This is a genomic window from Acetobacteraceae bacterium (assembly GCA_039613835.1).
GTDB lineage: Bacteria > Pseudomonadota > Alphaproteobacteria > Acetobacterales > Acetobacteraceae > Sorlinia.
In genome coordinates this window covers 386,347-408,245 of the sequence record CP154827.1, presented here as the reverse complement: position 1 = coordinate 408,245, position 21,899 = coordinate 386,347, and the positions used below count along the sequence as shown (strand labels likewise).

Below are 21,899 nucleotides of genomic sequence, written 5' to 3'. Positions count from 1 at the left end.
TGTTGACATGCGCGCGCTTCCCCTCTCGATTGGCACCCTGCATTTTGTCGGAATTGGCGGCATTGGCATGTCGGGCATCGCCGAGGTTCTGCATTTGCTCGGATATAAGGTTCAGGGCTCCGACATTGCGGAAAATAATAATGTCCTGCGCCTGCGTGATCAGGGCATCCATATTCAAATCGGCCACTCGGCGGAAAATCTGGGTGACGCACAGGTTGTCGTGACATCAACCGCCGTGCGTCGGGACAATCCGGAAGTCGTCGCAGCGCGGGAGCGGCACATCCCGGTCGTGCGCCGGGCGGAGATGTTGGCTGAACTGATGCGCCTGCGCTGGTCCATCGCGATTGGCGGCACGCATGGTAAAACGACCACAACCAGCCTCGTCGCAGCGGTTCTTGAGCAGTCTCGCCTTGACCCGACCGTGATCAATGGCGGGATCATCGAGGCTTACGGCACGAATACCCGCATGGGGTCCAGGGACTGGATGGTTGTCGAAGCGGATGAAAGTGACGGGTCTTTCCTCCGCCTTCCGGCTGTTATTGCTGTCGTTACGAATATGGACCCGGAACATCTCGACCATTGGGGAAATGAGGAGGCCATGCAGGCGGCCTATCATCAGTTCGTCTCCAATATCCCCTTTTATGGTTTCGCCGTTTTATGCATTGATCACCCGGAGGTGCAGCGGATGATTCCGCGCCTCTCAGATCACCGCATCATCACATACGGTTTTAGCCAACAGGCCGATATCAGGGCCGAGAAGCTCGTTACGGACCGCCTTGGCGCGACGTTTGAGGTGGTCGTCTCGAATCGTGCCAGCAAAGTGACGCGGCGGGCCGGGCCTTTCCGCCTGCCGATGCTGGGCCAGCATAATGTCCTGAACGCCCTCGCCGCGATTGCCGTGGCGACGGAAATGGACATCAGCGACGACACGATCCGCTCAGCCCTTGCGAGCTTCCGGGGCGTCAAACGTCGTTTCACCCGGGTGGGGGAACATAATGGCGTTTCTATTATCGATGATTACGGTCACCACCCGATTGAAATCGCGGCAGTTCTGCGCGCAGCCCGGCAGGCCGGGGCGCATCACGTCATCGCTGTCGTGCAGCCACATCGTTATTCCCGCCTTAAGGCTTTGTTCCATGAATTCTGCACCTGCATGAATGACGCCACGACCGTCATCATCGCCGATGTTTATGCCGCGAATGAACAGCCGATTGAGGGATTTGACCGTGATGCGCTGGTAGAGGGCTTGCAGGCCAGCGGGCATCACTCCGTCGTACCTCTGCCGGGGCCGGAGCATCTGGCTGAGATGATCAATGTCATCGCGAAACCGGGCGATTTTGTCGTCTGTCTTGGCGCGGGGTCGATCACCCACTGGGCCCAGGCCCTCCCGTCACAGCTTGAAGCGCTGCCCCCCAAGAAAACGATCAAGGCTGTCTCCGGATGATGGTGCGCTTTCGACAGGCCAAAGTCAGGGGTCGCCTGCAATTTGGTGCGCCCCTCGGCCCGAGAAGCTGGTTCCGCACGGGGGGGAACGCCGAGAAGCTTTTCACCCCGGCTGATCGGGAGGATCTTGCCCAACTCCTCCGACAGCTTGACCCACGCATGCCGGTCACCGTGCTCGGTGCGTGCTCAAACGTGATTATACGCGATGGCGGCATTAAGGGACTGGTCATCCGTCTTGGGGGCGCGTTCGCGCAGGTGATGCGTCAGGGTGATGATGTGATTGCAGGTGCGGCAGCTCTTGACACGACAGTCTCCGAGCAGGCTGCCGCCTGGGGGCTTTCGGGGATGGAGTTCATGATTGGCATACCGGGTGCCATCGGCGGTGCCGTCATCATGAATGCCGGCGCGCACGGTTCTGACACAAGTAAGATTCTGAGCTGGGCGGAGATAATGGACCGGCGGGGCCATATTCAGCGCCTGAGCCATGCCGACCTCAAATTCACTTATCGACACGCGACATTGCCGGAAGGGGCCATCGTGCTGCGCGTCGCCCTGCGCGGCAAGCCCGCGGAACCCGCCAAGATCCGTGCTCACATGGCTGAGATCAAAGCGCAACGCGATGAAAGTCAGCCCGTTCGGGCGCGGACAGGCGGGTCAACCTTCCGCAATCCGACAGGCCAGAAGGCCTGGGCGCTGATCGACGCGGCGGGGTGTCGGGGCCTCCAGCTTGGGGGCGCGCAGGTTAGTGAAAAACATTGTAACTTTCTCCTTAACCTCGGTGACGCTACCAGTGCGGATCTTGAAGCGCTTGGCGAGACGGTGCGACAGAAAGTCCAAAACCATGCGCAGGTGCAGCTGGAGTGGGAAATCAAAAGATTGGGAGAAACGCGATGAGCCTTCACGTCGCGATTCTGCATGGTGGCATCAGCCATGAGCGAGATGTCAGCCTGAGAGGCGGCCTCGCCGTGGCGGAAGGCCTGCAGGCATATGGTTATGCCACAACCCTGATCGATGTCGGTGCGGATATCGCCGCCACGATCCAGGAAATTCGGGCCTGCACGCCGGATGTCGTCTTCAATAACCTTCATGGTTCACTTGGGGAGGATGGCGCCATTCAGGGTGTGTTGGAGTGGCTGGACCTGCCTTACACGCATTGCGATATACGCACCTCCTCTCTCGCGATGAATAAAGTCGCCTCGCGCCAGATTTTCGCAGCGGCTGGCATCCCCATCGCGCCGGGGAAACTCCTCACCCCGGCAGAACTTGCCGCCGCACATCCTTTCGAAACGCCCTATGTTGTCAAACCCATCGCGGAAGGCTCGTCTTTCGGGGTGCATGTCATCAAGGGTGATGATGCAGCGACGCAGCGACGGGACATTGCGTCAAGCTGGAACTATGGCGACATCCTCCTCGCTGAAGCCTTCATCCCGGGGCGGGAATTAACCGTCAGCGTGTTGGGAGAGCGCCCTCTGACCGTCACGGATATCGTGGCTGCGTCCGCGCAGGACGGGTTTTATAATTACCACGCCAAATATGCGGCGGGTGGGTCACGGCACAGCTTGCCAGCCGACATACCCGGGCGGATTTTTGAGGATGCGCTGCGATATGCCAGGGAGGCCCACGCCGCCCTGGACTGCCGCGGTGCCACACGTGCGGATTTCCGATATGATGAGTCGCGGTTGGAAAACGGACTGGTCATCCTTGAAGTCAATACGCAACCGGGCATGACCCCGACCTCATTACTGCCCGAGCAAGCGGCCCATTGCGGGATGGATTTTTCCCAACTTTGCGATTGGATCGTGCAGGAGGCCTGGGGTCGACGCAAGGTGCGGGGATGACAAGAGCACGATCAGAGAGAAAGCCGCCGGCACGCGACGTTTATCTTCAGGACCGCCCCTCCCGCATCGCGATGTTCCTGCGGCGCCTCCGTCGCGCCGCGCCGCAGATTATCTTTGTGACACTCCTCGTCGCGGTGCTGGGCGGGTGCGGTTACCTTTTTTTTCAGCAAATTTCACAATCGCGGAACGATATTTTCAGATCCTGGCTGGAGGACCATACTTTATTACCCATCAACCACATCGATATCATCGGTGCGCGACTGACGTCGCGGGCGGAGGTGGAAAAAGCTTTGGGCGCAGCACGCGGGAAACCCATTTTCAGTTTTGCAATTGCGGACGCGCAGAAACGTCTGAGTGCGTTGCTGTTTGTCTCAAATGTCACGGTTCAGCGGCGTATGCCCGATACAGTGCGCATCGTGCTTGAGGAACGTGACCCGCTGGCCATCTGGCAGATCAAGGGCAAATTCATGTTGATCAACCGGGACGGGGACCAAATCGCTGATGCTTTCGGGCTGCGTGATCACGTCCGGGCTTTTATATCACTTCCGCTTGTAGTGGGTGACGGGGCGGATAAGGCCGCGCCGGATTTCCTCGCCGCTTTGGCTGAGGCGCCGGTCGTCCGGCCTTTTGTCGCCGCCTCCATCCGGGTGGGGCACCGTCGCTGGACGCTTTTACTCAAGGATGGCACGCAGATTTACCTTCCGGAAGGACATGAGCGGGAAGCGTTAAAGCGCGTGACAAGCTACCAGCAGAAATTTCGCCTGCTTGAGCGCCCCGTCCCCCTTATCGATATGCGTCTCTCTGATCGCATGGTGATCCGCCTGCCGCCATCTCAATCTGTCAGCAATAATGCGGCGCAGGATCTCCTGAAGACGCAACATGCATCCCCTGGAAAAACGTCGTCCGATGGCCATCCGCCCGATAAGTCCCCCCATGGAGACAATGTTCCGACACCGCCCCGCGCGCCGCCCCCTTCAGGCCGCGTGCTTCCTCTCCCTCTGACGCCCTGACGAGACTGGCTGAGCGCGACGCAACATCATGACAGATAATCCGCAGAAACCCGTGATGCTTTCAAACCGCACCGCCGTATCGCTGGAGGAGCGCTCTGGTGCGCGAAAATCTTCAGGCCGTGCTGAAAGCGAAATCCTGTCATTGCCACCTTTGGATGAGCCGCCGCCGCGCTACGTTCGCCCTGGCGTTTTCGGCGTGCTGGATATCGGCTCCACAAAAATGACATGTCTGATCGGGCGTGCGGAAACTAATGGCATGTTGCGCATCCTTGGCTATGGATGGCGGCGGTCTCACGGGATCCGAAATGGCACGGTCATTGATTTTGCGGAGGCAGAGCGCGCCATCCGCGCCACAGTGGGCCAGGCAGAGGAGGCCGCTGATCGCCGCCTAGATGAGGTCACCATCAATCTCTCCTGCGGGCAGCCGACGAGCAACCTATATAACGCGCGCATGCCCATTGGCGGGCGGGAAGTCACGGAAGCGGATATGGAGCGCGTCGTGGCGGAAGGGCAGATGCGCGCCGTGGTGGAAGGGCGGAGCGTCATACACACGATGCCGATCGGTTTTATCGTCGATGATATTGGCGGGCTTGTTGATCCGCGCGGGCAGCTTTGTGAGCAATTGACGGCGCGGCTGCATGTTGTCGACGCTGCCTCCAATGCGCTGGCGACCCTGACCTCCGCCGTCTCACGTGCGGAACTCAAAGTGCGCAATTTTGTCTCCGCGCCTTTCGCCTCCGGCCTGGCTGTTCTGGCGAAGGATGAGCGTGACCTCGGCGCGACCGTGATCGATATGGGGGGTGGGACGACATCCATCGCCGTATTTGGTGAGGGCGCATTGCTGCATACAAGTTTCATCCCTGTGGGGGGGCTGCATGTCACGCGCGATCTGGCAGGTTACCTCTCCGTCTCCCTGGATGAGGCGGAGCGTCTCAAGACGAAATATGGCGCGGCCGACGTCGCGATCGAAGATTCCCGGGATACATTTCCGGTTCAGCTGATCGGGGAGCGCACGGGCTCACTTAATCGCGTCTCACGCGCGCGCCTCGTCACCGCCATCCGGCCACGGATTGAAGAAACACTGGAGCTGGTGCGTGACCGCCTCGCCGAGGCCGGTTTCGGCCGCGCCTCGCGGGAGCGGGTGGTGATCACGGGCGGGGCCTCCCTCCTCGAAGGGCTGGGCCTGGCCGCCGCGCGCATCCTCAATCGACCAGTTCGACTGGGACGACCCATGCATATTTCCGGCCTGCCGGAGACGGGCGCAAATGCGGCCGGGTTCGCTACGGCGTCAGGCTTATTGGCCTGGGCAACGGGGGCTGATGTAAATTTCAAGGACGCTTATTCACCTGAGCCGCGAACTCAGCACGCTCTGTTGCGCTTCATTCAAAGATTACGAGGATGACTCAGGTCCGCGAGGTGAGTCATTTATTGGCAAACTTCATGCGCGCGTCGCGCCCCACACAGGACCATAGAGCACACGCGCAGGGCAGACAGGCCCGCCACGCCTTGCCTGCTTGATTGAATGGGAGTTTACTATTGGGATACCTTTTAAAGCCTTTTCAAGTAAGCAGGACCTTTTATAAATGGTCTGACTGGCCTCAAAGATTTGACGCGAGTGCGCGCGAGGATGCGTTCCCCGCCAAATATTGATAGTTCGAAAACCCGATTCTGGCTCTGGATTCCAAATGACGCTCAATCTCACCGCCCCGCAATTCACCCATTCCGATTTTTCTCCCAAAATCACGGTTATTGGCGTCGGCGGCGGCGGGATGAATGCCGTCAATAATATGATCGAGATGCAACTTCAGGGTGTGGAATTTGTGGTCGCCAACACGGACGCCCAGGCACTGGCCAATGCCAAGGTTGAGCGTCGGGTGCAATTGGGGCCACATTTGACGCAGGGCCTCGGCGCCGGCGCAAAGCCCGAAATCGGGCGCGCCGCGGCGGAGGAAGCTGCGGATGAGATCACCCGCCACATTGACGGTGCGCACATGATTTTCGTGACGGCAGGTATGGGTGGCGGCACAGGCACAGGCGCCGCCCCAGTCATCGCGAAAATGGCGCGTGAGCGTAAAACCCTGACGGTCGGGGTTGTCAGCACGCCCTTCGCTTTTGAAGGACAGAAACGTAAGGTCCTGGCTGATGCCGGGGTTGCTGAATTACAGCAATATGTTGATACGTTGATTGTCATCCCCAATCAGAACCTTTTCCGCATGGCGTCTGAGCGCACAACGTTGCGTGAAGCCTTCAAGATGGCGGACAAGGTGCTCTATATGGGTGTGCGCGGCGTGACGGATCTGATGCTGGCGCCGGGACTGATCAATCTTGACTTCGCCGATATCCGCACGGTCATGGCTGAAATGGGCAAAGCCATGATGGGCACAGGTGAGGCAGAAGGTGAAGACCGCGCCTTGATGGCGGCGAATGATGCGATCTCGAACCCGCTTCTCGATGATACATCGATGGCCGGGGCGCGCGGGCTGCTGATCAACATCACAGGCGGTGACGACATGACGCTTTATGAAGTCGATCAGGCGGCGGAGCGCATCCGGCAGGAAGTCGCCGAGGATGCGACGATCATCTGGGGGTCCGCCATTGATCCGGAGTTGAATGGCCGTATCCGCGTTTCCGTCGTTGCAACTGGTATTGACGCCGCCAAGGCCGCCGCCGCGATGGAGGCTGCGCGCGCCGCAGAGGCTGAGAAAGCCGCCACCCAGGCGCAGTCAGATGCGGCCTCAAGCGATGAGAAACGCGACGCCACCTCAGAGCTTAATACTCTCGGAAGTGCAAGCGTCACGCCCCCGCCATCCGCTTCTCAGGAGGCACTGCGCCCTGCCGCCGCACCGATGCGCCCTACTGAGCCGGTGCGTGCGCCCTCCCCGCGCTCAGGGCTTTTCTCAGGGGCGCAGCCAGCGCCTGAGCCCCCGCACTCTCGCGGGTTCATGGGTTTGGTGACAGGTGTCCTGCGGGGAAGACCAGCCCCGAACGGCGCTTCGGACGCGACGCCTGTTCGTGCGGAACCGATGATCGTGGAGCGCGCCGATTTCAAACCGGGTCAGGCGCAGCTTGACCCGAATGATGATGAAGCGCTCGATATCCCCGCTTTCCTCCGTCGGGATCGTTGAAGCTGCCTCAGGGAGGGCCGAGCGCGTTCTGACACGCGAAAGGCCCTCTCTCACCCTGGAAGCCATTGAGAAAATGGTTTCAAATCCCCCGGCAACGTAACATTTGGCAACAAAGCTTGACTGGCATGCGTCATTCTCCCGGCGTAAAAGAAAGACTGCGCCCCGGCGCATCAACTACTCCTGAGGGGAATGTCATGCACGGTCTGGCCGGTTCGCCACCTGAGGAAGCACGCGATCTCGACGCGCCGCTCTCCCCCGCAAACCGTCATGGTCACGGGCAGGATCATCGTTTCCTTCGCTATCAGACGAGTTTCGCCAACCCTATTCACTGCCGCGGCGTCGCGCTTCATTCGGGGCATGAAGTCAATCTTGCGCTTCTGCCGGCACCCGTGGGCTTCGGCATTCGCTTTCAGCGTACGGATTTACCGGGCTCCCCCCTTATTCCCGCGCTTTTTGACCATGTCATTGATACGCGCCTGAGCACCGTCATCGGGATTGCGGATGCGCCGCATATACGCGTTGCCACGATTGAGCATTTCATGGCGGCGCTTCATGCCAATCACATCACAAATGCGCTGATCACGCTCGACGGACCGGAAACACCAGTTTTCGATGGCTCTTCCGCCGCGTTTGATTTTCTCATCCGGTGCGCGGGGCGACAAAATCTTGGCTCACCCTGCCCGATTATTTCCGTCAAACGTGTTGTGCGTGTCACGGGTATGCACGGCGCATTTGCCGAATTGCGACCGCAGGAAGGCGCTTTCAGCCTGAGCGTCTCAATTGATTTCTCCGCGCAGGCGATCGGATTTCAGCATCGGGACATCACTTTGTCAGAGGCCATTTTCCGCCGCGACATTTGTGACAGCCGCACTTTTGTCAATATGAAGGAAATTGAGGCGCTGCGCAAAGCCGGTCTGGCGAAAGGCGGTTCCCTCGATAATGCTGTTGTGGTCGATGGCGCCAAAATCCTCAATGAAGGGGGTTTTCGTTATCAGGATGAATGTGCCCGACATAAAATCCTCGATGCGATCGGGGACATGTATCTTGCAGGCGCCCAGATTGAGGGGCAGTTTGTCGGATATAAATGCGGGCACGAAATCAATAACCGGCTCCTTCGTGCCGTTTTCGCCGATAAGGCCAATTGGTGCGTGATATCGCCCCTTCATGGCGTCAATGCACCCCTCCACGCCGTCGCCTAGTTTTCATGCGTGTTGGGGCTTCCGCAATAGCGGAGGCATGCTATAAGATTTCAGATCATCGGAAGAGTCGGCATGCACGTGAAAATCGATTTTCGATCTCGAAGCGCCAAGCGGGCGCGCTCCAGCGTTGTGACCTGTTCCGTCCTGAGTGCCCTCGCCCTTGTGGCGTGCGCTCACCATGACGACACGCCTGCCCCGAAAACGGTTGGCAGCCCGGAAACACTTTATAATTACGGCATAGATGCCCTACATGCCGGTCGCTACAAGCTGGCGAGTGAGCAATTTGAGGCCTTACAGCAAAACTACCCTTATTCGGGCTATGTCGGTAATGCCGAGTTGATGGAGGGGTATGCCTTCTATCTGCAAAATGCCTATCCGCAGGCGGTGCAGCAGCTTGAGCGCTACCTCCTCCTTCACCCCACCAGTCCGGACGCCGCTTACGCCTATTATCTACGCGCGCTCTGTTTCTTTGAGGAAATCGGCACGGTGGATCGCGACCAGCGGGGGACGCTTGAGGCGCTCGGCGCTTTGCAGGAGGTCGTAACACGTTACCCCGAGACGGCCTATGCACGCGATGCACGACTCAAGATCGATCTATGCCGTGATCACCTTGCCGGTAAGGAAATGCTCGTCGGGCGTTTTTATCAGAAGCAACGCAATTATGAATCCGCGATCGGGCGTTATCAGCGCGTTATCGATGATTTCCAAACGACGAACCACGTGCCTGAAGCGTTGGAACGCCTGGTAGAGGTCAATCTCCAGCTCGGCCTAACGGATGATGCGCGCGAGGCGGCCTCCGTCCTCGGTTATAATTACCCGCGCAGCCGATGTTATGAGCGCGCTTATGACATATTGCGCTATAACGGCCTGATCACGAAAGAGGGCACTGTCCCCCCAAAAATAGAACGTCCGAACTTCTTCAAGCGTGTATGGAACTGGATTTTTAAAACGGTTCCTCCTCTCGATGCGTATGAAAGTCGAGGGGCGCGCCGCTCATGAGCGCGCAAGGGATAAGGATCGGCTTTCGTGCTGACGCAAGTTTCCATTCGCGACGTTGTCCTTATCGAAAAGCTTGATCTGAAATTTGCAAATGGTTTGACGGTTTTTACCGGCGAGACGGGCGCGGGCAAGTCAGTCCTCCTTGATAGTCTCGGCCTCGCTTTGGGCGACCGTGCACGGGCGGGGCTGGTGCGCCATGGTGCGGCGCAGGCTTCCGTCTCCGCGACGTTTGAGATCCATGAATCACATCCCGTTTTCACCCTGCTTCAGGAACATGGCGTGGATATCGCCCCGGATGAAGAGCCTCTTATCCTCCGACGCGTCGTCTCCACCGATGGTAAATCCCGCGCCTTCATCTCTGACCGAGCCGTGAGCAGTGCGTTACTAAGGCGGATCGGCGCGCTTCTTGTTAAAATTCAGGGTCAGCATGAGCAGATCACCCTGACCGACACCTTCCTGCATCGCGACCTTCTCGATCATTTCCGTATCCCGACAGATTTGCTGACGCAGGTCGCGACTGGTTATAACGCCTATCAAGCCGCGCAATCCGCAGCACAAACTGCGGAGGCTGGCTTGAAAGCCGCGCGGGAGGAGGAATGGTTGAGGCAATCCGTGAGTGACCTCACCACCCTCGCCCCTCAGGAAGCTGAGGAGGATGAACTCGTCACGCAAAGGACAAATCTGCAGCGCGAAGAAAGACAGATCGAGGCGGTCAACGCCGCCCTTGCGGAGCTCAATCCGCGAGATCGCCGCAGTCACAGCCCCGCCACACCGCCCTGCGCGCAGCCAGTCGCGCCCTCTCCCGCCTTGCCGTGCCGGAGAGCGAAGCGCCCTCACCGCGACTGGCATAAGGGCAGGATGTCATGATCGCGCTGGAGAAAGCGGAGGAGGCCGTGGCCGAGGTGGAGACCCTCCTCTCCCCCCTCGCGCAAGAGAGTGAGCTTGATACGGCGCAGTTGGAAGCCACGGAGGAACGTCTTTTCGCCCTGCGCGCGACGGCACGCAAATATCATGTATCGGTCGCGGAGCTGCCGCAATTTCTCGCTGATTTACAGGCGCGGCTCAGCACACTTGATATCGGGGAATTGGAACTGACTCGATTGCATCAGAATGTGCGGGAGACGCGGCAAGCCTTTGATGACGCCGCCGCCATATTGTCGGATGCCCGTCAGAAAGCCGCTATTGCCCTCAAATCCGCGATCGAGACCGAGTTTCGCCCCCTTAAACTTGAGCGCGCACGTTTCGAAGTCGCGATCCTGCCCCTCCCTGAAGCGGAATGGAGCCCGCGCGGTAAAGAGCGCGTTTCGTTTCTGATCGCGACAAATCCGGGCCAGACGCCCGGCCCGATGGGGAAAGTCGCTTCCGGGTGTGAACTCTCCCGGATTATGTTGGCCCTGAAAGTGGTGCTTGCGGCACGTTCGGACATGACAACCCTGGTATTTGATGAAGTCGATGCCGGGGTCGGCGGGGCCACCGCCGCGGCGATCGGCGAGAGGCTGGGTGATATTGCGAAAAACGTTCAGGTCTTCTCCGTCACGCACAGCCCGCAGATCGCCGCGAAAGCGGATCACCATTTCCGCATCGTGAAAAATGTCATGAAGGATCGGACGGGAACAATGGCGCACCGCCTCCATCCGGAAGAACGCCGCGAGGAGCTGGCACGTATGCTTGCCGGTGAGAAAGTGACCGAGGCCGCCCGAGGGGCTGCCGATAGTTTATTGGGACAGGGTAAATGACGCCGGATAAAGCTCGCGAGGAATATGCGCGGCTCGAACAACAACTCGAAGAATGGAACCACGCCTATTATCAGGATGATGCACCGGTCGTTGATGACGCCACTTACGACACGGCGCGGCAGAGAGCCCTTGAAATTGAGGCGGCCTATCCGGAATTCTGCAAGCTGGACCGCGTAACGCAGCGCGTTGGCGCGCCGGTTTCCAGCGGGTTTCGCAAGTCGGAACATCGCGTGCCCATGCTGTCACTTGATAATGTCTTCAATTTGGCGGAATTTGAGCAATTTCTTGAGCGCATCAACCGCTTTCTGGGACTTTCTGAAGAGGATTTTCGCGGCCTGCAATTTGTTGCAGAGCCCAAAATTGACGGCCTGTCCATCAATCTGACGTACGTCAATCGTCAACTCACTATCGGCGCCACGCGCGGCGATGGGACTGTTGGTGAGAATGTGACGGAAAATATCCGCACGATTGATCAGATCCCGACCACCCTCCCTGATGACGCCCCGGATGAGATCGAGATACGCGGCGAAGTTTTTATGCGTAAAGATGATTTCCTCGCGCTGAACGAGGCCATGCAGGCGGCGGCGCAACACTCCTTCGCCAATCCGCGCAATGCCGCAGCCGGCTCCCTTCGCCAGCTCGACTCAAAAGTTACGCAGGAGCGCTCACTGTCCTTCTTCGCTTATGCGCAGGGCTTTGCTTCAGCGCCCGTCGCGGCGACGCATTGGGATTATCTCGAAAAACTGCAAAAATGGGGTTTCGACGTCAATCCCTTGCGGATGCGCTTGTCACACCCATCCGACATCGCGGCGGAAGTGGATAAAATCGGGCAGGCGCGCGCCACCCTGCCCTATGACATTGATGGCGTTGTCATCAAGCTGGATGATCTCACCCTGCAAAACCGGCTGGGCTTTGTCGGCCGGGCGCCACGCTGGGCCACAGCCTGGAAATTCCCGGCAGAGCAGGCTGTGACACATCTCAACGCGATCGAGATCCAGGTGGGCCGAACCGGTGCACTGACACCGACCGCGCATCTTGAGCCCGTAAATGTTGGCGGCGTCATTGTGTCACGCGCGACATTGCACAATGAACAGGAAATCGAACGTAAGGATGTGCGACCCGGTGACCTCGTACGCATCGAGCGCGCGGGCGATGTCATCCCGAAGATCGTCGCGCGTGTAGAGGAAGATCGCGCGCGTGGTGAGAAATTTATCTTTCCGACTCATTGCCCGGTTTGCGGTGCGCTGGCGGAACGACCTGAGGGAGAAGCTGTGCTGCGTTGCACGGGGGGGCTGACCTGCAGGGCGCAGATCATTGAACGCCTCATTCACTTCGTGTCCCGCACCGCGATGGATATTGAGGGATTGGGGACACGCAGCATTCACGAGCTGTTTGAGCTGGGCCTAATTGAGAAGCCCGGCGATATTTTCAGGCTCGCGCAGCATCGCGACCAGATCGTTGCGCTTGAGGGCTGGGGAGACCTCTCCGCTGATAATCTTTTCCGGGCTATTGACGCACGACGTGTCATCCCCTTTGCGCGGTTCATTTACGCATTGGGCATACGGCGCATCGGCGTGCGCAATGCGCAACTTATCGCGCGCCATTATCGGGATTATGAGACATGGCGTCAGGCAATGAAGGAGGCTGCCATTATCGGGTCGGATGCGCGTCTGGCGCTGGGCTCCATTGTGGGGATCGGCACCGCGATCGCGTTGGAGCTGGTTAATTTCTTCACGGAGCCACGCAATCTGGAGACGATCGAGGATTTACGGGCGCAACTTGACATCACCCCCGCTGCGGAAAAGCAGGAAGGCCCTTTTTCAGGCAAGACGATTGTCTTTACCGGCACGTTGACGACGTTGACACGCCCGGAGGCCAAGGCCATCGCGGAGCGCCTGGGCGCGCAAGTGTCAGACAGTGTCTCAAGTAAAACACACCTTGTCGTGACAGGTGAAAAAGCCGGGTCCAAAGCTAAAAAAGCGCAGGAACTTGGTATCGAGCAAATCGATGAAGTTGAATGGCGTCGCCGTGCAGGATTATGAAACATGCGTTTTATCTCGACAGCGCCACATTTCAAAGGCTAGAATGTGGCCCCATGCGATGTACACTTAACTTGAGCGTAAGGATATTTCGATGACGCTGTTTCTATTCGGAGCCGCATCAATTCTTGCCTTGATCGCTATCTCTATATTCATCTCCCTGTCGGAGATTTCTTTCGCCGTAGCGCGGGAGATGTGCCTGCGTTCCCTTGCGGAACAGGGCGATAGCCGAGCACAAACCTTCCTGAAATTACGGCGCAATAGTGGGCAGGTCATTACCGTTCTGCAGATCTGCCTCAATGCTGTCGGCGTTCTGGGCGGTGTGGTGTCGAGTGAGCTCCTGACGCCAGCCTTCTCCAGTGTTTTCATGCAATTGGGCGTAAGTAACGACATCAGCACAAAAAGCGCGGCGGCATTATCCTTCGTTCTTGTCACCGGGTTGTTTGTGCTCTTCGCGGATCTGCTGCCAAAAGGCGTGGCGATTAACGACCCGGATCGTATCGCTTTGCGTATGGGCGTGTTTCTCACCCTCGCATTGAAGCTGCTTTATCCGGCTGTGTGGCTTTTCACGAAAATTTCCGACTTTCTGCTCGGGCTGCTGCGCATCCCCGCTGCGTCAACCGTGCAGAATGTGACGGAGGAGGATCTCAACGCCATCCTCGCCGCGGGGACGGCGTCAGGCGCGCTTCTAAAGCAGGAACATCAACTGATTCAGAACGTCCTGGCATTGCAGGATCGCTCCGTCACGTCGGCTATGACGCCTCGGGGTGAAATTGTCTTTCTCGACGTGAATGAGGGGATCGAAAAGCAGCGCGACAAGGTGCGCGCCAAACCTTACTCCCTCTTATTTATGTCTACGACAATAATTCGACTGATAAGACAATAGAAGTCGCAAAGGAAACGGGCGCGATTGTGCGGTCGGAGAGGCTCTAGGGCAAGGGCCATGTCATCAGGCGCATGTTCGCTGACATTGATGCTGATTATTACATCCTTGTGGATGGTGATGCCACATATGAGACGGCCAGCGCGCCGATAATGTTGCAGAAGACGGTGCGTGAGGGCCTGGACATGGTCAATGGCGCGCGCGTCACGGATCGCAAGGCGGCCTATCGGTCGGGATATGTATTGGGCAATAAAATTCTGACCGCGATGGTCACGAGGGTATTTGGCCGACGCCTGTCAGATATGCTTTCGGGATATCGAGTTTTTTTCAAAACGCTTCGTTAAATCCTTCCCCGCTTTGGCTGGAGGGTTTGAGACGGAGACCGAATTTACAGTTTATGCGCTGGAGCTCGGCATGCCGATCGGGGAAGTTCCAACGCGGTACATCGAACGCCCACAGGTTCAGTTTCAAAATTAATGACTTATACTGACGGCATCATCATCCTCAATACAATCGTCAATTTGTGTAAACAGTAAAGGACCCTGATTTTCTTCTCATTCCTGGCTCTTATTTTTGCACTGATCGGACTCGTCTTCGGCGCGCTCATCATTTATACTTATTTTAAGACGGGATTCGTTTTACGTCTTCCTTCGGCTCTTCTGGCAACAGGGTTTGAGATTATGGCCGCCTTATCCATGACCTGCGCCCTTATTCTGGATAGTGTGACCCTGGCACGTCAGGAGCAGAAGCGCACGCGCTACCTTTCCCTTCCCGGACCGGCATGGATGGATAAATGATCAAGCCGTACCGTCGATAACCCGCGCCATTCAATCGCAAGATTTGATTATCGCATTTTGGTGGGACATTGATGAAGCTTTCTCCTCAAATCACGCTTTATGGCGTTCTGACAGCTTGCTTTCTCCTCTTATTCTGTTTCGCCGAACTCCCATTCATGGAGCCGGATTCCGGCAATCACTTCAGGCGCGCCTTTCAAATCGCGCATGGCCAGCTCATCGGTAAAAAAGTCAGTCCGGTGAGCAGTGACGGGGAAAGCCTCACAAATTTTGAGGAAGACCAGGCCGCTTACTACCCCGGATTTTTCGACCGACATTGGAAGGTGCCTGCAGGCGCCCACGTCAAGGCGCAAAAGGATACGATTAACGGCCCTACCGAATACAGCCAATTTTCAAACACTGTCATCTATGAGCCGATTTTCTACCTGCCAGATGCGGTGGCGATCAACATTGCACGGATCTTTGACTTTTCAGTCCTTGATACGATGCATCTGATGAGGGTCCTGACGGCGGTCACGTCATTCATCATCACACTCATTGCCCTCATGATTGTTCCGGCCAATCGGCGATTTCTCCTCCTCTTTGCTATGAGTGTCCCGGAGGTATTGCTCTCTTATGCCTCCATTTCCTATGATGCGCTGCTCATCGCCTTTTGTGTGCTCGCTTCTGCCGCATTGTGCAAAGCTTACGAAGCCGAGACATATGAGACAAAACGTGCGGGGCTGATCCTTTTTTTTTGCGGTATCCTCCATTATAGTGGCGCCGAAACCGCCTTACATGTCCCTCCTTTTATTTCCCGTTCTGACGACGCCTCTTCTTGCCATGCCGTTCAAGAAAATCCTGACATGGACGGCCTTATCCTTTCTGCCGACGATATTTTGGGGTGCAATCGGCATTCGTCCCGTCATCACGCCGACTTGGGTCGGGCGATCAAATGTGACAGGGCAAATTGCCTATCTCCTCCATCACCCCTTACAGATTTTCAGCATCACTTATAATACGGTGCCTCGACATGGTGTGGCCCTGCTGGCGCAATCTATCGGCACGATCCGTTGGTATGGTGCCTGGCTGCCGATATTTTATTACATCTTTGTGGGCATCGCATTTCCGCTGCTTCTCATTTCTTTTATCGCGCTTATCGTCAGGTCGCGGGGCAAAAGAGTGCCGCTCATCCTGATGTTCCTGAATTTTCCGCTCTGCGCTTTTCTCGTGAGCCTGTCTATATATCTCACCTAGGATGGGGTCGGTGATGACAATATATGGGGGATTAATGGCCGGTATTTCACGGCCATTATGGTGTTTGTGCCGATCTTGTTTTTCCTCAATGGAGAATTTTCCTCTTACCTCAAGCGCGCAGAAAAAATTGTCACTTATATTTTTCTACCGGTTTCGCTTCTCATCACGCTTTGGACGCTTGTTTCTCTGAATTACGCTCTGCCTATTTAAGGGCGCTTGGCCGGCCTTCCTTGCGAGAGATGTTGAAGCACGAGGGAAACCGGCCTCACCTTCCCAAAAAAAAATGGCTTCCGCCGAAGCGATCTCGTCACCACCGCCCGCGCGGCTTGACGCATGTGCGAGATCCTCCATGGCTGTGAGATTGACTCAACTCCTTAAATCGTCATCAGAGTTTTCCTACGTAGTCACTACCTTAGGTTGAGTACTTTTTAATTTATTCTCTTATAAGAAATTAGGTAATTAAAATTTTGACTTTTATCTTTTCCAATCAACATGAGGTTGTATTTATTTTTCATCGCTGAGGACCTGATTTTTCTTTACAAAATTCATTAAAAAATTTTAATGCTCAATATAAATATAAATTTGGAAAAATCCATGCACTTCTTCAAATTGTTAATTTTAGCTCTACCCTTTTCTATTTCAGCCTGTGCATCTATCATTGATGGTACAAGCCAACAGTCGGGAACATCGCGCTGGGTGGCTTTATCGGGGTCGCTGTCGATAGCGCGTCCGGCGCCGATAACAAATATGACCCCGCCGTGAATATCTCCCTCACCAAGTCGGACGATCCTAAGAAGGAAGCGGTCCTGCCGCAATTTTTTGGAAATGGCGCCGGATGGAGACGCTCATGTCAGACAAAGCTCTCGATCCGGTCATGGGGCACGCCCAACCACCTTTGATAATGTCGCCAAAGATCTGGCCTACCTGATTTAAGTTAACTCAACGCATGAAGGAGGAGATTTCGCCCGGGGTCACTTGAGGAGTAAGCGTGCATGTCAGTTTAACGTCGCGCGTGGGCTGCGCGTATTATCCTCGGCAAGCTGGCGCGCCCTGCTGGATTCGAACCAGCGACCCACAGCTTAGAAGGCTGTTGCTCTATCCAACTGAGCTAAGGGCGCAAAGCTCTTCTCTAGTGGTCGGGGCGCCCGGACTCGAACCGGGGGCCTCTTGTACCCAAAACAAGCGCGCTACCAGGCTGCGCCACGCCCCGAACGCGCGCAACCTAACGCAAACAACGCTCAAGCGGAATGGGAAAAACGAAAAAACTTCATTTTGCCGTCTCTATCAGAGGCGGGCTGAAAGCGGGCGCCATATCCCACGGGAAAAGCACCCAGATGTCCTGACGGACTTCACGCGTATAATAATCTGCGCGCAACAACCGCCTTGAAGGCTTTGCGTAAAGACAGGCAAACGTGGCTTCAGGGTATAATTCCCTTACGATACGCGCCGTTCACCCGTATCCACAAGGTCATCAATAATGAGGTAACCCGCACCACCCTCATCAAGAGGAGGTTGCGCCAACACATGGACGTTGCCGCGCGATTTTGCGCGCAAACCCGTATAACTTTCGACTGAGATAGTCTGAACGCGGCGGATGTCCAATTCTCGCGCCATGATCGCGGCAGGGATCAAACCACCCCGCGCAATGGCCAGAATTCCTTTGACAGATGGTGCGCCCAGCAGAGCACTTGCAAGGGTACGCGCATCTGTATGAAGCTGGTCCCACGTGATGGTTAAATACTGGGTCGCCATGCGCACCACTTCTCACAAAATCACTTGCATCGCCACCTTAATGCTATCTTCACGCGCGAAAAAAGGGGAAGCTCGATCCTTTTCCCCAGCAACGTCGCGCTCGTTTTCTTGATGAGATAAACATCGTGCCGTGAGCAAGGGCGGAGGAGAACATTGGCCAATCCAGATGTCGACGGAGTCATAAGATGTAGCTTTGACAATAGGCGAGCCGAACTCAAATTCCGACATCTGAGATAAAATGATTTCTCGGGCCTAGGCTTCGATACTCGCGGGTGAGGGATTTTTTTATAAAGTTAAAATGAGATAAAGTTTTGAATGAATGGGCTTCTTTGCAATAAAAATCATTTTCTTTCAAGTAATTATATTCTGGAAATCAATGTTCATAAAATAATTATAAATGTTATATAAATAATATTTAAATATATGACGTTTTTATGCCGTTTATAATATAAAAGTTATGTCTTTCATAACAAAAATCTAATAATAATGAAAGAATTCATGTAATAAGAAACATTTTCCACACCCTGGCGCTTGGCGCCATTCTCACCTCCGGAATGTCCGCTGCGTTTGCTTCCGATTCTCCCTCGATAGATTGCCCATCACGAAAATTACCGGCAGGTGAATATACGGGTCACTTCGGGAAGTTGAAATTCCGCGATGGTTGGAATGTGGTAAAATTGCTCTTCATCGATGATGCAACGAAGGCCGGTTATTGCCTTTCAATCGATCCCAACGTCTCTCGAATGGGGCGCGATACGCCGCGATTGTGAACGCTTATCTATTAAGGCAGCATGTCGTCATCAAAACAGATCATCATCAGGAATTTGTTGCTTTTACCGCCGCTCAAGACTGAAGAGACCTTCAAAACTGGTTCATCAGCATCATAAATGGGACAAGCAGGGCAATGTTCCCAACAGCATGCGTCGTCGGATCGGGTCCATCGCACATAAATAAGTATGCGGGGCTAAAACCTAGCCGACACGCCTGCCACCGCAAACGATGCGCCGATAAAATATGCCCCCGCACAATGTGTGTTGACTCAATGTAGGTAAAGACGTTTCCGGGAGTGCCTTGAGACGCCCCTCCCGGCATCTCAGCAAAGCGTCGATCGATGCGGAGGATACGGGCAGACACGCGAGAAAGCCCCATGAGGCGACAGTGAGAGGTGACGCCCAGAAAACCCTTGCCAACACTGCGTTTTTGATTGAAAAAGTGGCTCCCGAAGTAGGACTCGAACCTACGACCCAGCGATTAACAGTCGCTTGCTCTACCAACTGAGCTATTCGGGACCAGCGACCGATTATCTAGCGAAAGCTTCGTCGTTGGTAAAGCCCTCAAATTGCTTTTTCAGGAGAAAATGATGCGGCCCATATCCCGACGTGCAGTGATGGGCGGCCTCGGCGCATCAGCTATGGCTTTGGGCACCGGCTTTTATCTTTCAAGGCCGCAACAACCTGCTGAGCTGGAGAATCATGATGAGATACCGGGCCCGCTGCGCATGGCCTGGGCCCATGGACGTTACGAGCCCATGCTCGCCCTATGTAAAAACGGTCTTTTCGCGCAGCATGGCTTTCACCTGATAGAAGCGCCGACGGAGGATGACAATCATTCCATCGACCTTCTGAGCCCGCCTGACCCTGTCGATATCGTTGTCGCACCCCTTCTGGACTGGATACCGGCTTTTTACCGTCCCAACGTCGCCCATCCCCCGGCCAAACTCGTTTGCAGCATAAGGACTGGTTATTACCGCGTCGTCGTGCAGCGTAACCGGCGCATCAATAAAACGGCGGATCTCCGCGGCAAAACAATCGGGATCACGTCTTTCCACGGTGCGGATCGTCGCTTTCTCAGCATTCGCCTGCGACGGAAATTCATGCACCCAACGACTGATGTCACCTGGGTCGAGTTACCCGCGTCGAAAATGGCGCAAGCCTTCATTGATGGCAAAATTGATGCGTTCGTCCTGCATGATGACGCCTCCTGGCGTGTGCTCAAAGCTGTCGGCAAACGCGGGTGGAATATGCTGGATAGCATGACCGGTCTGGCTCGAAACCGCGTGGACCTCGTCCTTAGCATCGCGGACACCACATTGCAGAAATATCCTCAACTGGCAAAACGGCTCGCTTCCTGCTTTCTCGCTGCGCAGCACGCTTATAAAGGGCAGATTGATGCCCTCATTAAAGACTGGAGCGCGCGCCCTGATGCGCCGCCGGACCTAGCGGGCATGTTGAGGCGCCAGACAGGGGGGGGCGTTATGACGAATGATCTGCTGCGTGTGCAGGTCGCGCAATATGTGGATGAGTTCAAACTGATAAAGCAGATACCAGGCACAACGCACGCAGCCGAAATCGCCGCCGCCCTGACGTACAAAATTTGAATAAGGCGCGTCAGGAGGGCGTTTCTGACGCGGCCGCCTCAAGCGCCGACGTTGCCAAAGCGTCGACGCGGTCATTTTCAGGGTGGCCGTTATGCCCTTTGACCCACACCCAGTTTACTTCGTGAGGCTGCGCAGCGGCGAGAAGGCGTTTCCAGAGGTCCATATTTTTGACAGGGTCACCGGATGCGCTGCGCCAATTTCGCCGCGTCCAACCTGTGAGCCATCGCGTCATTCCGTCTTTGACATAGGCGCTATCTGTGTAAAGCGTCACGCGACAGGGGCGGGTCAGCGCCTCCAGGGCGGATGCGGCCGCGGTCATTTCCATGCGGTTATTAGTTGTGTCAGGGTCGGCGCCGGAAATCTCGCGCTCCTTGCCGCCAAAGCGAAGAAGCACACCCCACCCGCCAGGGCCTGGATTGGGACGACACCCGCCATCGGTCCAAGCTTCCACCATCGGGCGATCCTGGGGGGTCTTTTTCATCAGCTCAACTCCAAAGCGCGATTCTTCTGCCAATATTGCAGGCGGTGCATGAATGAAGCAGGGTCCTTACGCGTGACAAGCGCATCAGCTGGGGTTGAGATCCAATCATATAGGCGCGTCAGCACAAAGCGCATGGCCCCTCCCTGCGCAAGAAGGGGGAGAGCCACCTTTTCTGCGTCGGTCAAGGGGCGGACTGACTGATAGCCGGCCAACATGGCCGCGCACAAAATCGGGTTCAATTCACGATCATCCGGAAAACACCAGGCATTCAGTGCGATGGCGAGATCGTAAGCGAGAAGATCCGAACATGCGAAATAAAAATCAATCACCCCTAATATTTTGCCGTCCTCCCCGAAAAACACATTATCCGGAAAGAAGTCCGCATGGATATGTCCGGATGGTAAAGCGCCGGGACGCGGCCAATGCGCCAGGATGCGCGGCAGGGAATCCGTCACTTGCGCAATCAGCGGCAGCATGGGCCCCACATCACCAAGCGTGGCGGCATCCCGCAACGTGTCGAGAAGAGGCTGCCAGGCGGCAGGGCCGAAATCATTGGCACGTTGCGCGGCATAACCCCGCGCGGCCAGATGTAATTGCGCGAGGCAGCGCCCGGCTTCGTGACATTTATCCGCTGTGAGCTCGATCGCAGGCCGTCCCGGCAGAAACGTCGTTATCGCCGCCATCTTGCCAAGGAGCGGCCTTAAAACCTGCGCATCCTGCCCGGCGACGGGGCGTGGACATTCTAAGCCCTGCCCATTGAGATGCGCCATCAGACCCATGAACCACGGCAGATCATCCTGCGCCACACGTTTTTCGAAAATTGTCAGGATGTAGCGCGCGTGCGTGGTTTGGAGGAGGAAATTACTATTTTCGACGCCTTCCGCGATTTCCTGTAAGGAAAGACAGGTGCCCAATGCGAAATTTTCCAGAAATGCTGTGAGATCCGCGTCCCCGACCCTTGTATATACCGCCATGATCCGTCCAATA

The 21,899-nt window shown here is 56.2% G+C and carries 16 protein-coding genes, 3 tRNA genes and 3 pseudogenes; 15 read left to right on the top strand and 7 right to left on the bottom strand.

Annotated features, from left to right (window positions below):
• Nucleotides 1-7: 7 nt before the first annotated feature.
• From murC to AAYR33_02315, 12 genes and pseudogenes are all read left to right on the top strand, one after another.
• Complete coding sequence (gene murC / locus AAYR33_02370) at nt 8-1,444, top strand: UDP-N-acetylmuramate--L-alanine ligase (GenBank protein ID XAO71807.1); 1,437 nt, start codon at nt 8-10, stop codon at nt 1,442-1,444.
• Nucleotides 1,444-2,337, top strand: a complete 894-nt coding sequence (gene murB / locus AAYR33_02365; protein ID XAO71806.1) for a UDP-N-acetylmuramate dehydrogenase — start codon at nt 1,444-1,446, stop codon at nt 2,335-2,337. The genes murC and murB overlap by 1 nt, the downstream gene beginning before the upstream one ends.
• Entirely contained in the window at nt 2,334-3,281 is a 948-nt protein-coding gene (locus AAYR33_02360) for a D-alanine--D-alanine ligase (protein ID XAO71805.1), read from the top strand. The genes murB and AAYR33_02360 overlap by 4 nt, the downstream gene beginning before the upstream one ends.
• The gene (locus AAYR33_02355) at nt 3,278-4,291 is read left to right on the top strand and encodes a cell division protein FtsQ/DivIB (protein ID XAO71804.1); all 1,014 of its coding nucleotides are present in this window, start codon (nt 3,278-3,280) and stop codon (nt 4,289-4,291) included. The genes AAYR33_02360 and AAYR33_02355 overlap by 4 nt, the downstream gene beginning before the upstream one ends.
• 28 nt (nt 4,292-4,319) lie before the next feature.
• Nucleotides 4,320-5,693: a cell division protein FtsA gene (gene ftsA / locus AAYR33_02350; protein ID XAO71803.1), complete on the top strand. Its 1,374-nt coding sequence runs from the start codon at nt 4,320-4,322 to the stop codon at nt 5,691-5,693.
• Nucleotides 5,694-5,976: 283 nt separating this feature from the next.
• Nucleotides 5,977-7,416 carry a cell division protein FtsZ gene (ftsZ, locus tag AAYR33_02345; protein ID XAO71802.1) on the top strand — a complete coding sequence of 480 codons (1,440 nt, stop codon included), beginning with the start codon at nt 5,977-5,979 and terminating at the stop codon, nt 7,414-7,416.
• A gap of 194 nt (nt 7,417-7,610) precedes the next feature.
• Entirely contained in the window at nt 7,611-8,615 is a 1,005-nt protein-coding gene (lpxC, locus tag AAYR33_02340; protein ID XAO71801.1) for a UDP-3-O-acyl-N-acetylglucosamine deacetylase, read from the top strand.
• A 72-nt stretch (nt 8,616-8,687) separates the two neighbouring features.
• Nucleotides 8,688-9,614 carry an outer membrane protein assembly factor BamD gene (locus tag AAYR33_02335; GenBank protein ID XAO71800.1) on the top strand — a complete coding sequence of 309 codons (927 nt, stop codon included), beginning with the start codon at nt 8,688-8,690 and terminating at the stop codon, nt 9,612-9,614.
• 27 nt (nt 9,615-9,641) lie between these two features.
• Nucleotides 9,642-11,350: pseudogene (gene recN / locus AAYR33_02330) on the top strand (DNA repair protein RecN).
• Nucleotides 11,347-13,392: an NAD-dependent DNA ligase LigA gene (ligA, locus tag AAYR33_02325; protein ID XAO71799.1), complete on the top strand. Its 2,046-nt coding sequence runs from the start codon at nt 11,347-11,349 to the stop codon at nt 13,390-13,392. Before recN ends, ligA begins: the two are co-directional and overlap by 4 nt.
• Before the next feature lie 91 nt (nt 13,393-13,483).
• Nucleotides 13,484-14,230 (top strand): annotated as a pseudogene (locus tag AAYR33_02320) (CNNM domain-containing protein).
• Nucleotides 14,231-14,346: 116 nt separating this feature from the next.
• Nucleotides 14,347-14,616, top strand: coding sequence for a hypothetical protein (locus tag AAYR33_02315; protein ID XAO71798.1), 270 nt, complete (start codon nt 14,347-14,349; stop codon nt 14,614-14,616).
• Between the two features lie 581 nt (nt 14,617-15,197).
• Here the strand turns inward: AAYR33_02315 and AAYR33_02310 are convergent.
• Nucleotides 15,198-15,383, bottom strand: a complete 186-nt coding sequence (locus AAYR33_02310; protein ID XAO71797.1) for a hypothetical protein — start codon at nt 15,381-15,383, stop codon at nt 15,198-15,200.
• A gap of 439 nt (nt 15,384-15,822) precedes the next feature.
• On the opposite strand from AAYR33_02310, the gene AAYR33_02305 reads away from it, so the two are divergent.
• Both AAYR33_02305 and AAYR33_02300 read left to right on the top strand, forming a co-directional pair.
• Nucleotides 15,823-16,302 (top strand): hypothetical protein, encoded by a 480-nt coding sequence (locus tag AAYR33_02305; GenBank protein ID XAO71796.1) that lies wholly within the window; start codon nt 15,823-15,825, stop codon nt 16,300-16,302.
• A 57-nt stretch (nt 16,303-16,359) separates the two neighbouring features.
• Nucleotides 16,360-16,512 (top strand): hypothetical protein, encoded by a 153-nt coding sequence (locus AAYR33_02300; GenBank protein XAO71795.1) that lies wholly within the window; start codon nt 16,360-16,362, stop codon nt 16,510-16,512.
• 831 nt (nt 16,513-17,343) lie between these two features.
• Here AAYR33_02300 and AAYR33_02295 read toward each other — a convergent pair.
• The 4 genes and pseudogenes from AAYR33_02295 to AAYR33_02280 form a co-directional block, all read right to left on the bottom strand.
• Nucleotides 17,344-17,420 (bottom strand) — tRNA-Arg (locus AAYR33_02295).
• Between the two features lie 15 nt (nt 17,421-17,435).
• Nucleotides 17,436-17,512 (bottom strand) — tRNA-Pro (locus AAYR33_02290).
• A 57-nt stretch (nt 17,513-17,569) separates the two neighbouring features.
• Nucleotides 17,570-18,054 (bottom strand): annotated as a pseudogene (gene gpt, locus AAYR33_02285) (xanthine phosphoribosyltransferase).
• 1,213 nt (nt 18,055-19,267) lie between these two features.
• Nucleotides 19,268-19,343 (bottom strand) — tRNA-Asn (locus AAYR33_02280).
• 68 nt (nt 19,344-19,411) lie between these two features.
• On the opposite strand from AAYR33_02280, the gene AAYR33_02275 reads away from it, so the two are divergent.
• Entirely contained in the window at nt 19,412-20,431 is a 1,020-nt protein-coding gene (locus AAYR33_02275) for an ABC transporter substrate-binding protein (GenBank protein ID XAO71794.1), read from the top strand.
• Between the two features lie 10 nt (nt 20,432-20,441).
• Here the strand turns inward: AAYR33_02275 and rnhA are convergent, their stop codons facing one another.
• Entirely contained in the window at nt 20,442-20,912 is a 471-nt protein-coding gene (rnhA, locus tag AAYR33_02270) for a ribonuclease HI (protein ID XAO71793.1), read from the bottom strand.
• Entirely contained in the window at nt 20,912-21,886 is a 975-nt protein-coding gene (locus tag AAYR33_02265) for a homoserine kinase (GenBank protein ID XAO71792.1), read from the bottom strand. Before AAYR33_02265 ends, rnhA begins: the two co-directional genes overlap by 1 nt.
• Between the last annotated feature and the right edge of the window lie 13 nt (nt 21,887-21,899).

What these genes read in the sequence shown, in the direction of transcription:
- lpxC (XAO71801.1), top strand. Translation starts at nt 7,611, where the DNA reads ATGCACGGTCTGGCCGGTTCGCCACCTGAGGAAGCACGCGATCTCGAC.
- murC (XAO71807.1), top strand. Translation starts at nt 8, where the DNA reads ATGCGCGCGCTTCCCCTCTCGATTGGCACCCTGCATTTTGTCGGAATT.
- AAYR33_02355 (XAO71804.1), top strand. Translation starts at nt 3,278, where the DNA reads ATGACAAGAGCACGATCAGAGAGAAAGCCGCCGGCACGCGACGTTTAT.
- rnhA (XAO71793.1), bottom strand. Translation starts at nt 20,912, where the DNA reads ATGAAAAAGACCCCCCAGGATCGCCCGATGGTGGAAGCTTGGACCGAT.
- murB (XAO71806.1), top strand. Translation starts at nt 1,444, where the DNA reads ATGGTGCGCTTTCGACAGGCCAAAGTCAGGGGTCGCCTGCAATTTGGT.
- ftsA (XAO71803.1), top strand. Translation starts at nt 4,320, where the DNA reads ATGACAGATAATCCGCAGAAACCCGTGATGCTTTCAAACCGCACCGCC.
- AAYR33_02335 (XAO71800.1), top strand. Translation starts at nt 8,688, where the DNA reads ATGCACGTGAAAATCGATTTTCGATCTCGAAGCGCCAAGCGGGCGCGC.
- AAYR33_02360 (XAO71805.1), top strand. Translation starts at nt 2,334, where the DNA reads ATGAGCCTTCACGTCGCGATTCTGCATGGTGGCATCAGCCATGAGCGA.
- AAYR33_02315 (XAO71798.1), top strand. Translation starts at nt 14,347, where the DNA reads ATGTTCGCTGACATTGATGCTGATTATTACATCCTTGTGGATGGTGAT.
- AAYR33_02275 (XAO71794.1), top strand. Translation starts at nt 19,412, where the DNA reads ATGATGCGGCCCATATCCCGACGTGCAGTGATGGGCGGCCTCGGCGCA.
- AAYR33_02310 (XAO71797.1), bottom strand. Translation starts at nt 15,383, where the DNA reads ATGTCGGTCGAAAAATCCGGGGTAGTAAGCGGCCTGGTCTTCCTCAAA.
- AAYR33_02300 (XAO71795.1), top strand. Translation starts at nt 16,360, where the DNA reads ATGGTGTTTGTGCCGATCTTGTTTTTCCTCAATGGAGAATTTTCCTCT.
- ftsZ (XAO71802.1), top strand. Translation starts at nt 5,977, where the DNA reads ATGACGCTCAATCTCACCGCCCCGCAATTCACCCATTCCGATTTTTCT.
- AAYR33_02265 (XAO71792.1), bottom strand. Translation starts at nt 21,886, where the DNA reads ATGGCGGTATATACAAGGGTCGGGGACGCGGATCTCACAGCATTTCTG.
- ligA (XAO71799.1), top strand. Translation starts at nt 11,347, where the DNA reads ATGACGCCGGATAAAGCTCGCGAGGAATATGCGCGGCTCGAACAACAA.